The sequence below is a fragment of the Luteolibacter arcticus genome (assembly GCF_025950235.1).
In the GTDB taxonomy this organism is placed as follows: domain Bacteria; phylum Verrucomicrobiota; class Verrucomicrobiia; order Verrucomicrobiales; family Akkermansiaceae; genus Haloferula; species Haloferula arctica.
This window is the reverse complement of record NZ_JAPDDT010000011.1, coordinates 36,188-49,242: the sequence shown is the minus strand read 5'-3', so window position 1 is coordinate 49,242 and position 13,055 is coordinate 36,188. Positions and strand designations below refer to the sequence as shown.

General features: G+C 63.0%; 8 protein-coding genes, 1 tRNA gene and 1 pseudogene. 6 read left to right on the top strand and 4 right to left on the bottom strand.

Features of this window, described 5'->3' with window-relative positions; all coding sequences use genetic code 11:
• The first annotated feature begins 156 nt into the window (after positions 1 to 156).
• Positions 157 to 444: a hypothetical protein gene (locus tag OKA05_RS20750; protein ID WP_264489109.1), complete on the top strand. Its 288-nt coding sequence runs from the start codon at positions 157 to 159 to the stop codon at positions 442 to 444.
• Between the two features lie 399 nt (positions 445 to 843).
• Here OKA05_RS20750 and OKA05_RS20745 read toward each other — a convergent pair.
• A tRNA-Leu gene (locus OKA05_RS20745) sits at positions 844 to 927 on the bottom strand.
• A 168-nt stretch (positions 928 to 1,095) separates the two neighbouring features.
• On the opposite strand from OKA05_RS20745, the gene OKA05_RS20740 reads away from it, so the two are divergent.
• From OKA05_RS20740 to OKA05_RS20730, 3 genes are all read left to right on the top strand, one after another.
• Positions 1,096 to 4,071, top strand: coding sequence for a M16 family metallopeptidase (locus OKA05_RS20740; protein WP_264489108.1), 2,976 nt, complete (start codon positions 1,096 to 1,098; stop codon positions 4,069 to 4,071).
• 216 nt (positions 4,072 to 4,287) lie between these two features.
• Entirely contained in the window at positions 4,288 to 4,500 is a 213-nt protein-coding gene (locus OKA05_RS20735; protein WP_264489107.1) for a hypothetical protein, read from the top strand.
• A 153-nt stretch (positions 4,501 to 4,653) separates the two neighbouring features.
• The gene (locus tag OKA05_RS20730) at positions 4,654 to 5,346 is read left to right on the top strand and encodes a hypothetical protein (protein WP_264489106.1); all 693 of its coding nucleotides are present in this window, start codon (positions 4,654 to 4,656) and stop codon (positions 5,344 to 5,346) included.
• 312 nt (positions 5,347 to 5,658) lie between these two features.
• On the opposite strand, the gene OKA05_RS20725 is transcribed toward OKA05_RS20730, so the two are convergent.
• From OKA05_RS20725 to OKA05_RS20715, 3 genes and pseudogenes are all read right to left on the bottom strand, one after another.
• Positions 5,659 to 6,204 (bottom strand): hypothetical protein, encoded by a 546-nt coding sequence (locus tag OKA05_RS20725; RefSeq protein ID WP_264489105.1) that lies wholly within the window; start codon positions 6,202 to 6,204, stop codon positions 5,659 to 5,661.
• A 546-nt stretch (positions 6,205 to 6,750) separates the two neighbouring features.
• Positions 6,751 to 7,154: pseudogene (locus OKA05_RS29475) on the bottom strand (DUF2314 domain-containing protein).
• Between the two features lie 472 nt (positions 7,155 to 7,626).
• Complete coding sequence (locus tag OKA05_RS20715) at positions 7,627 to 11,805, bottom strand: Calx-beta domain-containing protein (RefSeq protein ID WP_264489103.1); 4,179 nt, start codon at positions 11,803 to 11,805, stop codon at positions 7,627 to 7,629.
• Positions 11,806 to 12,104: 299 nt separating this feature from the next.
• On the opposite strand from OKA05_RS20715, the gene OKA05_RS20710 reads away from it, so the two are divergent.
• Positions 12,105 to 12,515, top strand: coding sequence for a hypothetical protein (locus OKA05_RS20710; protein WP_264489102.1), 411 nt, complete (start codon positions 12,105 to 12,107; stop codon positions 12,513 to 12,515).
• Between the two features lie 105 nt (positions 12,516 to 12,620).
• A complete protein-coding gene (gene gatC / locus OKA05_RS20705; protein ID WP_264489101.1) occupies positions 12,621 to 12,914 on the top strand; it encodes an Asp-tRNA(Asn)/Glu-tRNA(Gln) amidotransferase subunit GatC in 294 nt (97 codons plus the stop codon).
• Positions 12,915 to 13,055 lie beyond the last annotated feature (141 nt).

Sequence of the window (13,055 nt, the reverse complement as noted above, 5' to 3'; positions counted from 1 at the left end):
AGGGGGCAACGAAACGCCCAGGCAGCTAATCCAGACAATTACCCCCGATCGCGGGATGTAGCCGAGTCTTGAATATCCTAGGGTTCCGGGCGAATAATACCAAAGACCCCTAGCTTTTAGACTTCCATGAAGGGATGATTTGGTGAAGTCTTCCGGATGGCCCGGAAGCTACCTGCCCTTGGAAAGGAACTCGTCGACCGGATTGAAGAGGCTTGGCAACAGCCCCAGGCCGACTGGGCGCGCAAGCGCCTGCTCGTCGTGCGCCTCATCGCGCTTCACCAATCAAGCGTCGCTGAGATCATGACGATTGCCGGTGTGTGCCGGCAGACGGTTTTTCGGTTTCTCTGGTTCATCATGCCGTCCACACTTGGATTACCGAAAGGGTCGAGGTTGGAGAGGCGCTATCTGACCAGCCTTGAGCCCCCCCACGCCGCTTGCCACTAACCACGACAACCGTGATTCGGGCAACATTCGGGCCGGCGACGGAATCCGATTTCAGCAACCGTTTGATCCTAAAAATTTCGAGGCCTTGGATTCGAACCCAGGAATAAGTTCGAGTCCCCATCCCACACCTGCGACTCCCACGCTGCCGCTCAAGTATAAGAGCAACCTTCGAAGGACGAGGTGATCCATCCATTTTGGCGAGGACGGCCCATCCCCTCAGCGCAGCAAGGCACGGCTAGCTAAGGAGTTGCCTCCAAACCACACTGCGCCCGGCGCGACATTCGATTGCGCTCGCCACGCCCGTCGGCGAATAAGTGCACCATTAGGGCACCGGCACACCGACCTAACAAAAAAATCCCGCAGCCTCTTAGCTTCGGGATTCGTTCCGTTTCAAAACAATACGCACGAGTGGACTCGAACCACCACGGGGTTGCCCCCACTAGAACCTGAATCTAGCGCGTCTACCAATTCCGCCACGCGCGCGTTTCGTTTTGTCTGCTTCCCACCGGCTTTGGACCGGCGGGCCGCGAAACCATCACGACGGAAACGGTTTTGCAATCCCGATTCTACGAAAAAATTCCGGCCCGCCAGCCCCCGGTTTCCCCGCTTTCGCCGTTGCCAAGGATGGGAGGCCCAACACAGCTTCGATCCATGCGAAATCCGGCACCCTTGATCCTCAGCCTGATCCTAGCCGCCGTGGCGGCGATTTTCCTGATCCGGAAACCAGCCCCGCCTCCCCCACCCGCGGCCCCGCCGGCCGCGTCCGCCGCCGACTCCACCAAGCCGGCAGGCGACGCCAAGCCGGAGCCCGAGACTCCGCCGACCACCGTCAAGACCGACACCCAGGTCGCCGAGGCCGCCGCGAAAACCTGGCCGCAGGAGCAGAGCGACATCCCCGCCGACCCGAAGGCCCGCTTCGGCAAGCTGGAGAATGGCATGCGCTACCTCATCTACCGGAATGCCGAGCCGCCGGGCCGCGTCTCGCTGCGCCTGCACATTTCCGCCGGCTCGCTCATGGAGGCGGAGGACCAGCGCGGCCTCGCCCACTTCCTGGAGCACATGGTCTTCAATGGCTCGAAGAATTTCACCCCGGAGGAGCTCATCCCGAAGATGCAGCGCCTCGGCATCGCCTTCGGTGCCCACGTGAATGCCTACACCTCCTTCGATGAAACGGTTTACATGCTTGATCTCCCGGAGACCTCCGAGGAGCTCATGAAGCTCGGCTTCACCATCATGCGCGACTTCGGCGATGGCGCGAAACTCGATGCCGCCGAGATCGACAAGGAGCGCGGCGTGATCCTCTCCGAGAAGACCAGCCGCGACACCGTCGGCTACCGCCTCATGGAGCAGCAGTTCGCCGAGCTCCTGCCCGGCTCGCTGATCACCAAGCGCTTCCCCATCGGCACCGAGGACGTCATCCAGAAGGCCCCGCGCGAGAAGTTCGTGGACCTCTACACCCGCTTCTACACGCCAGAGCGCATGACCTTCGTCGTGGTCGGCGATGTGAAGCCGGATGAAATCGAGCAGCGCATCAAGGACAGCTTCTCCTCCCTCACAAATCCCACCGAGCCCGGCAAGAACCCCGACCTCGGCCCGATCAAGCCGGTCGAGGGCCTGCAGGCTGCCGTCTTCTCGGACAAGGAAGTGGCCTCCACCGATCTCTCGCTGGTCTCCGTGCGCCCCTTCAGCCGCGTGCCGGACAGCACCACCCGCCGGCTTTCCATGCTGCCGCTCGGCCTCGCCCACACCGCCATCGGCCGGCGCTTCGAGCGCCTCGCGAAGCAGGATGGCTCGGCCATCGCCAATGGCAGCGCCAGCCGTGACGAGCTCTTCAACTACGCCGAGCTCGGCTCCTTCGATGTCACCGTCACCGACGATCGCTGGCAGGAGGCGCTGCCCATCCTGGAGCAGGAATTCCGCCGCGCGCTGGAATATGGCTTCACCGATGCCGAGATCGCCGAGGCCAAGGCCAACGTCCTGAATGCCTACCAGCAGGCCGTGAAAACCGAGCCGACCCGCAAGTCCGACTCGCTCGCCACCGGCATCGCCCGCTCGGTCAATGACGGCACTGTCTTCTCCACGCCGGAGACCGATCTGGAGATCGCGCTCAAAGGCCTGGATACCGCCACCGCGGAGACCTGCCATGCGGCCTTCCGCGAGTTCTGGGCGGACCAGGGACTGCACCTCGTGCTGACCACGAAGGAAGAGCCGGACAATGCCCGCGCCACCATGCTCGCCATCTACGAGGAGTCTCGTAGCAAGCCCGTCGAAGCCCCCGAGCAGAAGGCAGCGGTGGCCTTCGGCTACACCGACTTCGGCCCCGCAGGCACCTTGAAGTCGCGGAAGGAAGTCGAGGACCTCGGCTTCTCCCAGCTCGTCCTCTCGAATGGCGTGCGGGTGAACCTCAAGAAGACCGATTTCGAAAAGGGAGCCATCCGCCTCACCACCCGCATCGGCAGCGGCAAGCTCACCCAGCCGAAGGACACCCCGGGGCTGGACTTCTTCGCCAGCAGCGTCTTCGACGCCGGCGGCCTCGGGAAGCACTCGGTGGATGATCTCCAGCAGATCCTCGCCGGCCGCAATGTCGGCACCAGCTTCGCAATCGGCGACGACGCCTTCACCCTCGGCGGAAAGACCACGCCGGAGGATCTGGAACTCCAGCTCCAGCTCATGTGCGCCCAGCTCACCGACCCCGGCTATCGCGAGGAAGCGCTGTCGCAGTTCAAGAAGGCCATTCCGATGATCTTCCAACAGCTCCGCCACACCCCCGCCGGCCCGCAGGCCGAGATGGAGTCGTGGCTCCACGGAGCCGACACCCGCTGGGGCGTGCCGGATGAGGCAAAGCTCGCCAGCTACACCCTCGATGACGTCCGCAAGTGGCTCGCCCCCGCCCTCACCAAGGACTACCTTGAGCTCAGCATCGTCGGCGACTACGACGAGAGCACGCTGCTCCCTCTCTTGTACAAGACCTTCGGCGCGCTGCCCGCCCGCACCGAGAAGAAGCCCGACCTCGCCGCCGCACGCAAGATCACCTTCCCGAAGGGTGCCGCCGAGAAGACCTTCACCTACGACAGCAAGATCGCCCAAGGCACCGCCATGGTCATCTGGAAGACCGAGGGCCTGCGCGGGAACACCAAGCTCTTCCGCCGCCTCAACCTGCTCGGCGAGATCCTCAGCGACCGCCTCCGCGAGGAGATCCGCGAGAAGCTCGGCGCTTCCTACAGCCCGAATGCCGGCCCCAGCGGCTCCGAAGGCCTCGATGGCTACGGCTACATGGCCGCCGAGTGCGTCGGCAAGGCCGAGGACACCAAGAAGCTCGCCGACACCGCCACCGAGATCGCCAACCTGCTCGCCCGCAACGGCACCACCGATGACGAACTCGACCGCGCCCGCAAGCCCATGCAGGCCACGATGGAGAAGATGAAGCGCGACAACAGCTACTGGCTCGGCACCGTCCTCGCCCAGTCGCAGGAAGACCCCACCCGCATCGACCTCATCCGCAACCGCGATGCCGACTACGCCTCCATCACCGCCAAGGAACTCCACGACATCGCCGTCAAATACCTCGGCCAGAAGCACGCACTAAAAGTCCTCATCCACCCCGAGAAAAAGGCCGAAGGCCAGTAAGGGGTGTCGACATTCTGTCGACACAGCGCGGACGGAAACGTCCGCGCTTTTTCTTTCCTCTTCGTAGCGGAAGGACTTCGTCCTTCCGGCTGGGTGCGGCCACCATGGCCCAATAGCCATCGCCTCGCAAATCCAGCCCCGCCCCCGCCGGAACGGCCCAGCCGTTCCGCTACCTTGCTTCGCTCCGTGCTTCTTCATTTCCCAACGCTCACTTCCATGACCCCGTTCGCAATACCTGCCGAGCTGAGCGACCAAATCGACGAGCTTCTCTCCCACAGTAAAGTGCTTGCCGCCATTTGTCTGCTTCGTGAAGCGACCAACTGCAGCATCGCCGACGCGAAGTGTGCCATTGGAACAAGATTCAACGAACGGTTCCCGGATCAATGCTCCTCCTATCGGAACCTAGGCGACGAGGACTACGACGAGTGAATGCAGGCCACCAAAAGCCTCCGCCGTCCTTTCATCTGCGTCGCCATTCCCACGCCATCCAGCGTCCCGAGAATCCACGACGCCGTCAATGTCCCTCCACCGCCATTGCATTCCTCCGGAGCTCTGCCACGAATCGCGACAGCAACGCCCGCCATGACTCCCCCATCACGATTCCATGCGACCTTGGCGGGAGTGCTTCTGGTGATCGCGACCGTTCTTATCGTCACCTTGAAGCAGGCTGGGAACACATCGGAGAATGAGACGGCAGAGCCCGGCCTCAAGACACCACCGGTCGTCCGCCCCGCGACTCCGCAAACCAGCTCCGAAGAAGACACCGCCCGGAAACTTCTCGTCGAACTCTCCGATCTGCGGAGCCAACATCAGCCCGTCCCCGATGATCTCCGGATCGAAGCGGAGAAGTTGATCAATTCCAAGCGGACGCCCTATCCGCTCAGGATCGGCCTGGCACTTTCCGCCTGCGACGAAAGGTGGGCGGCCAAGCACATCCAGATCATGTTCCGGAACGAGATCTCGAAGCGCCCCTTCGAAACCATCGCCGAGCTTTATCGCCTCGTTCCAGAGGGACCACTGCAACAGCAAGTCGCCGAATCCATTTTCCAAACTGCATCGCTCTCCCCGGCCGACGCCCCTGCTATGGTCGCCTTCCTGGAAGCGATCCCACCCGATCCCGACGGGCGAGTGACCTCGATCATCGGCTCCCGGCTGAGAGAAACCAAGGATATGGAAACGATGAAGGCGCTCGAGGCGAGCTCTCGCTCCGAAGAACTCAAAGCCCGCTTCCGCTGGTGGGTGACGGATATGGAAAAACGGGAAGGAACCGACTAAAGCGCTTTGCTTTGAAAACGTAGCCACCCAAGCCGGGTTCGGACGAAGAAATTGAACCGCGAAAGAACGCGAAAAGACGCGAAAATTGTTAGAATGGAGATCTTCTCCTGCCTTTAGATTTAGCGTCTTTTCGCGTGATTTCGCGGTTCACTTCAAACTTCCAGGTCGCTCGAAACGCTGGAGCCGTCGTCGCGAATCAGCGGCTACGAAATCTCACAACATGCTCTGGAAGGAATCGACTCCTCGCGAGTTCCTTGAGGGGTGACATTCCTGTCGTCGCTCTCCCGAAGAGGACAAGAGTGTCCCCTCTCCTCATCTCTCTACCGGGCCGGGCTTCTCTTCACCCGCCTCCGGCACGCTGAGCTGGTTTGCCATTTCCAAGCGATGCAGGGACTGGCTCGCCTTCTCGTCACCGGTCACCGGAACGAACGTGTCTCCGGACTTCACCAGGTAGGCCATCAGGCGTTCGTTTCGCCGGATCGCGACCAGGAACAAATGCAGGCTCTCGTCGGTCGCGAGGTTCAAGGACGCATTCAAGACGTCTTTGCGCGGCATCCCATCGGCGATCAATTCATCGTCGGTCGGCCTCCGGTAGATCATGCAATCAAGCTGGCCGTCTTTCCCTCCTTTGAACGGTGAGAGAACCTTCAAGGTGACCTTCACCTCGCGAAACGCCACCTCGTTGCCAAACATCACCTTCTTCCTTCCGGTATCGGCAAGGCTCGTCACCTCGACGATCCCAGCGAAGTCCGAGGAAGCGAGCTGCTTGGCGTGATCGGCAGGTTCCACATGAATCCAGCCAGCCGCGTGGCAAGCCAATGCCAATGAAACCAGGATCGACCAGAGGAACATCTTCATGGATTCAGATGTGAATGCGCGGGGACAGGAAAAAGAAAGGCAGAAAAGTGCCCAACGATTGTCAGCGCCAACAATATCGTTCGCCACGAGGTTCAATGCCCAACGTCCCATGCTGGATCTGCCGCCTCCCTCGCAAGTCGTTTCATCCGGCAACCTCGCCAGACAAGAAAGACCGTCCAAGGGACAAGGAAGAGCAGCACGAGCAACCAGTAAGCAACGGAGAGAGTCCATTCACCCGGACTCCCCGGCTTCACGAAAGACGCGGGCGGGGCGAACCACTTCGGATCCAACGCGGTGGGAAAGGAAGCCCTGTAAAGATGCGGATCCTTCGGGAGGAGGAAATGCCTCGGCCCGGTCGCTTGGAGACTCATCAGGCCGCGGTGGGACCGGAAAGCAACCGCCTCGGTGGCCGACGAAGAGAGCATCGAAACGATGTCCAGATGCGACATCGACCTCACCCACGCCCAGCTCAGGAAGGCCAGCACCAGCACGCCGAGCCAAAAGCTCTTCCAGCGGTAGAGCGGACGATGAAACAATCCAGGCCCCTCACGCTTCATCCCAATTCACCCCGGTCCCCTCGTTGTGTTCCTTCCTCTCCGCGGGTGACATCCGCTTGTGGATGAGCTTCTCGGTGAATCCGCCGTTCACCTTCTCCCCGGTGAAATAGATCCAGTCCCGCAGATCGGCCAGAGGGACGCTGACCTTCTGCCCATCTTCACCGACTTCAGGCGATTCGGCTGATTGGCGAGTTCTCCCGTGATCGTCTTGCCGTCGAAGCTGAAGTCCTGCACCCACATCAGCTCGGCATTCTTGCCCGCCTCGCCCGGGTCGCGGAAGGCCGCCTTCACCATCACCATGTCGAGCGCCGGAATCGGCCGGCGCAGGTCCTTCTCGATCTCCTTCCACGCCGCAGGGAAGGTCTTCACCGCCTCGTCGATCGCGCGCTTCATCTCCGGATCCTCATCGTCCACCTGCACGATCCGGCCATCGTCCCCCTGCCCCGCGACCTGGGTCTTGCAGCGTGAGAAGAAAGCCTGGTCCGCCGCGCTGAATTTCGCGAAGGGCAGCCCTTCGGATTTCTTCCCGGCATCGGACTCGAGCGTCACCGTCTTCTTCTCGTGATCCACCGCGAGCAACTTGCTCTTCGTCTTACGGCCATCGGCGGACGTCCATTCGCGCACCTCGGTCGGCAGCAGCACGGCGTCATCCTTCTTCTCTTCTGCCTGCACGATTGCCGCGAACGCCATGCCGGCAAATGCCATCGCCAACCCGCTCCATCGCCGGATGAAACCACGATCCCATTTCATGCCATCCAGCCTCTCGGGAATCCTTCGTGCCGTCAATTCCGCGACGGCACGAATCAAGATAGATGGGAGGCAAGGAGGCTGACTCTCCGCGACTACCTATAACTCTCCCGCCACCTCACGGCGTGTGAAGCCGGAAGAACAGGCGCGAGTGGTTCGGCGGAACCCGCAGCGACACACGATCAATCAGGCTCGCCCCTTCGAGCGTAGTGCCAGCACCCGTCCCGGGAACAAGCTGCCATGAACCCTCGGAGCCCGCCGTGGCGAGGGAATGCCATTGCGTGAGATCCGTGGAAAACTCCACGCTGGTGCCGCTCGCAGCGGCGGGAAGGTTGAGCTGCCACGCACCTCCCAGCGTCTGGCCGAGCGTCAGCGCAGGCGGTGTTGCGGCGGTGGATTCGACAGCTTCAACGCGGGCCATGGCGGTCGCAGCGAGAGCGCCCGGGAGATAGGGAGCGAGCTTGGGAACTCCCGCGAGAGTGAGAACCAAGCCGTCTTCGATGGAGTGGCCGTTCCGGGTGCAGCGGAGGGCGAGTTCTCCGGAGGCGGCCTTGAGTTCGACGATCTCATCGTCGGCTCCGCCGGGCATCAGGACTTCCACTAACAGCTCCGGCGCACCCGTCGGCGGGAGATAAAAGAAGATCAGCGAGTCACCGCCAGTGACCAGCAGATCCTCGCCGATGAGGGTGAAGCTGCCGATGTGACGGCCTGCTGGCGGATGGAGCTGCCACTGGAGCACGCCGGTGGCGGCGGAGTAGCCGCGGAGCGGCTGGGGCAGCGTATTGGGATACGTCGAATTCGCGGCCAGCGTGCGCGCGTTGGCTTCAATGGTGGTGCCAAAGATTTGCTCCGCGCCGCTCGCGGGGTTCACCAGGGTGCGCAGCAGCTTCCCCTTCGCCCGGTCGTATTGGAAGACCGCGCCGCCGGAGACGGGCGAGCCGATCCAGACCGAGGTGGCATTGGCGGTGATGCTGGATCCGAAGCCGATGGCATGCGTCTTCGGTGCCTTGAAGGTGCGGCGCTTCTTGCCGGTGGGCAGGTCGTACTGCAGCACCATGCCAGCGGTCTTCTTCGGCTTCGGCGAGATGAGGCTGGAGCCGGGCGCGCCGACCCACAGCGTGGTGTCGCGGGCAAACAGCGTCTCACCAAAGCCGTTGAAATACTTCATCCCCTTCAGCACGCGGACCGGCGTCTTACCGCGCGTGGCGGGCTGATAGATCTGGATCTGCGAGGGCTTCGCGCCCTTGGCAGTGCCGCCCCAGGCATCGTGGGCCACCGCGAGCCAGGTTCCCGTCCCCGCCATCGCATTCCCAAAGGCGCGGCTGCCACTCGTGCCGAAGGGCGAGCCATGGGTGAAGGCAGCGCTGCCGGTCCATGCGACGAGATTCTCATCCGCCGAGTCCGCACGATAGGCCCACTCGCCGGCTACCGGAGCAATGCCGCGGCCGAAGCCATGGAGCGTGTGGGGCACATCGGCCAGCGGCATTTGGTCATCGTCCTCCACCTGCATGGCGATGCGCGAGGTGCGGGTGAGGCCATTGCCGGTGATGGTCAGTTCCAGCGGGGAAGCCACGTTGCCCTCCGGGAGCTTGTCATTGAAGGGCCGCACGCCGGGCGAGAAGGTGGTCGTTCCCGCCGGGATCACGACGGTATTGCCGGAGCCGCTCCAGTCCGCCGCCTGATTGTGGAGCGCCGCGACGGCGCGGGTGGTGATGGTCAGCGGCCACGGCGCGGCCTCGCTCAGGGTGAGCATCATGTCACCGGCATCCTCGCGGATCGGAGCGGAATCCACGATGCCCGGCAGCCCGGCTTCCTGGACGAAGCGGGCGGCGACCAGATGGTTCGAGCCGAGTTCAGGCCAGCGGATGGCGGCGACGATGTCTTTCCCGCCGAAGGAGAGGTCCTCGAGATCATTCTGATCGCCGGATGAAGGCTCCCGGCCCAGCGGCGCGATCCCTTCCGGCAGGTAGGGACTGAAGTTGGCGTCCCCGTCGCCTCCATCCCCGAGCAGCCTTCCGGTTTCAAGGCCGGAGGGCATTTCGAAGACGCGGATCGAGGGCACGTCCTCGTCCAACGCCTCCGTCACCCAGAGGCGGTTCCCGGTGATGCGCAGCTCGCGGATCCTCAGGGAGAAGGGGCCATTCGCCGGTCGCACGCGGATCAGCCGGCCGGGCTCATCCACGCGTCGGAACCAGACACCCCTGATGCCGCTGCCAGCAAAGAAGTTGCCACTAGCCGCCATGTGGGTGGGATACCACGCCGAGCCTGGAATGAATTGGCCAAGGTCGGCCTGATTAGCGCGGGAGATCTTGTGCAAGCCACCACCGGGCAGGCCGAGGAAGTGCCCGATCAGCACCTCATTCGCATACACCGCGCTGCCGGTGAGGTTCCCGGAGAGGCTGGCGACGGGCCGGCGGGAGGCGTAGGGAGGAGTGAGCGAATACTCGGTGACGTACGGGGCACCCACCATGAAATGGGTGTCTCCCATGAGCACATTCGGTACGAGGCCCGGCGATCCCGGAGTCTGGTAGAGTAGCGTATCCGTGGCGGGATCGAAGAGCCGCACGGCACTGGGCGAGGCGACGAGCGCCAGCCCGCTGCCATTCGTCGAGATCCCGTAGGAGTCGAAAGGAGCGGCAGCGAAGGCCGTGGAAGGAGTCCACTCTCCTCCCTCGAGCGGCCGGGTCAGCACGGACGGCACGGCGCCGGTGGGGCCACTGTGGCCGCGATTCGTCTGCACGAGCCGGTCACCCGCCAGCGCGATGGTGTCCGGCACCGCCACGGCGCTAAGGGCCGGGAGATCCTGCCATCCCGCGACCGGCGGCAGCCGGTGGAAGGACGAGCCGCCAATGATCCCGGGGACCTCCTTCTCACTCACCAGGATATCGGCGGGATGACTCGTGATCTCGACCACTAGGGTTTCGTTTTCCTCGACGACCGAGTCTTGGATCAGGGGAAGCTGCAACGCGGCCTGGCTGGCACCCGCGGGAATCGTGACCTCGCCATCGAAGGATTCGAAATCGCTGCCCGCGGTGGCCGAGCCCGCGCCAGACTGGGTGCGGACTTGCAAAACCAGCTCCCGGTTCACCACCGGATCCAGGGTGAAGACCACCTTCAGGTGACCGTCCGACTCATCCGCAGGCAGACAGCGGCCCGCAAGCCGGGAGATCGGCTGGACCGCTGCGGGAATGCGATAGGCGACCGTGCCATCGGGCACGCCACCGGCGCGGAACCACAGGTGACCCTGCGCGTAGGCGAATGGATCAGGGATGACGCCGGTCGAGTCAAAGCCGCGCGGCAACTCAAAGACCGCGCTGCCTGCAACCGTCGGCGCGGATCCCGAGCGCATCTCCGCGGTGGCTCCATTGAAGCCCACCGAAACAGCGCGCCATGACCCATCCGGCGCGAAAAACGGCTGCGTCGACTTTCCACCGGGAGTCTCCGTCTGCGCCACCACCTGCCGGGTGGAGAGATTGTAATGGAACATCGGCGTAGCCGTTCCCGGGGGATAACGGACGCCAGGGGCCAGCAGGTGACCACTGCTGACAGCTAGATTCTGGAACGAGCCGGTCTCGAGGCCGGCCGGCTTCGGCAGTTCGTTCACGGAACCGCTGGTCAGGTTCAAGTGATAGAGATGGTTGATGCTCAAGGCATCCCGCCCGACATAGACGAGATCGTTCCCGCTCATCGCGACCGAGCCCACGTCCGTGGAGTCCCTGAGAACGGGAATGCCGGTCAGCGGCGTCAGCGTTTCCGCGTTCCACTGGCGGATGTTTTGCACGCGGGATCGCCAGTAGTTGATGCGACCATTCCCCACGCCGAGGAAGGCGGAATTTGCGCTCGGGTATTCATCAATGTCCACGATGCCGATGGATTGGGCACCTGGCATCTTCCACGCATGCACGGTGAAGTTTTTCTTCGTCTGGAGGACGGCGCCATTCGGCGCGAGTTGCTCGAGGGCGGAGTCGGACAGGGCGACCAGATAGGTGCCGTCCGTGATCAATTGCTGGCCGAAGATGGTGACGCTGCGGACCCAGCCGGGCTGCCCCGGGATGGGGGTTCTGTCAGCCGGCCTCGGGATCGTGTGAATGACAGCCCGCGTGGCGGTATCGATCACCGTGATCTGGGTCAGTGTCTCTACGTAGGCGGCCCACGTCGGCCCCACCGCCACCGGCCGCTCATCGGAGATCGAGCCGATCGACGGTGTCGCGGCCCGGAAGACCTCGAATGCCGCCGCCGGCAACGCAAGCAGCAGCGAGAGCAGCCAAAGGAACTTGGAAATATACCGGAAAGTCATCGGAAGGAGCGAGATGAGATGAGACAAAGTGAGATCGGGAAAGGGAATGAATGGCGCGCGTGATCGCCCGGATTCGCCTCCGGCCGGGGGACAGCGGAGCGAGATACGGGCCGCACAGAGGGAAACTCACGGCGGCTTGCAATCTAACATTTCACGTCGGGCGGACGACTCGCTCTCGGGCGGCAGCCCTTGAGGAGTGTCGACCTGTGGTCGACACATCGACAACTCGGTCCCCGCCCGCTTCGCCCCGCCCCGCAATTGCATTCGCCTGCGGGTCTGCCACGAATTGAAACCGCCGCATGCTTCCCCGCCCGTTTCACCGTTGGAAGAGTTTCTGGCTCGGGCTCTTCGTCCTCGGGTTCCTTTCGTGGGCGTGGTGGGACAGCTTGGGAACCGACACGAGGGTGACACATGCAGGACCAAATACGGCTTGGCAGGTGAGTCGTATGGATGGCCACACCGCCTTCGTCGCGGGACGGCCCGCGATCATCGCGAAGATTCCGGGCTGGAGCTTTCATCGGGAAAAGAAGCGCAGGAGCATGGCGGAACTGACCAATGACTGGCGGAGGAGCAGACATGCCGATGTCCGCTACTTCACCATTCCCGATATCATCATTGTGGTTCCATGTTTCGCCGCCTGGCTCAATTGGATCGCCTGGCGCATGTGGCGGTCCCAGCGATTGGAGACGAGGGACCTGGCAAGCCGGTGACCCATCGACCGCCCTCCTCTCCCAATCTCAAATCCTCAATTTCAAATCTCAAATCCCAAATCTCCCCTTCCCCCCGCCGGACCTTTCCTCTCCAATCCGCCCGCGATGGCCACGGAGCACATTGATGTCCGCTATGTCGCCGGCTTGGCCCGGCTCGAATTGAATGAGGAGGAATGCGCCGTTTTCCAACGGCAGCTCGAGGCCATCCTCGGCCATGCGGAATCCCTCGCGGCGCTCGATGTCACCGGCATCGAGCCCACCTCCTACCCCGCCCCCGTCTACGACGTGATGCGCGAGGACGAGCCCCGCGAAAGCCTGCCCCCGGAAGCCGTGCTGGCGAATGCCCCCGACCAGGCCCAAGGCCAGATCCGCGTGCCGAAGGTCATCGTCGACGCTTGAACAAAAAATTGCCCCTCGATCCTCGATCCCAGCCGATTTCCGCTTCCTTCTTTTTCTTCTCAGCGTCCCTCCGCGACCTCCGCGACTCTGCGGTTACATCCTTCACCACTCCTGGGCTGTTCCACTGATCACTGATCACCG

Excerpts from the sequence above, each read along its gene's own strand:
- OKA05_RS20740 (WP_264489108.1), top strand. The coding sequence starts at position 1,096 with ATGCGAAATCCGGCACCCTTGATCCTCAGCCTGATCCTAGCCGCCGTG.
- OKA05_RS20750 (WP_264489109.1), top strand. The coding sequence starts at position 157 with ATGGCCCGGAAGCTACCTGCCCTTGGAAAGGAACTCGTCGACCGGATT.
- OKA05_RS20725 (WP_264489105.1), bottom strand. The coding sequence starts at position 6,204 with ATGAAGATGTTCCTCTGGTCGATCCTGGTTTCATTGGCATTGGCTTGC.
- OKA05_RS20730 (WP_264489106.1), top strand. The coding sequence starts at position 4,654 with ATGACTCCCCCATCACGATTCCATGCGACCTTGGCGGGAGTGCTTCTG.
- gatC (WP_264489101.1), top strand. The coding sequence starts at position 12,621 with ATGGCCACGGAGCACATTGATGTCCGCTATGTCGCCGGCTTGGCCCGG.
- OKA05_RS20710 (WP_264489102.1), top strand. The coding sequence starts at position 12,105 with ATGCTTCCCCGCCCGTTTCACCGTTGGAAGAGTTTCTGGCTCGGGCTC.
- OKA05_RS20715 (WP_264489103.1), bottom strand. The coding sequence starts at position 11,805 with ATGACTTTCCGGTATATTTCCAAGTTCCTTTGGCTGCTCTCGCTGCTG.
- OKA05_RS20735 (WP_264489107.1), top strand. The coding sequence starts at position 4,288 with ATGACCCCGTTCGCAATACCTGCCGAGCTGAGCGACCAAATCGACGAG.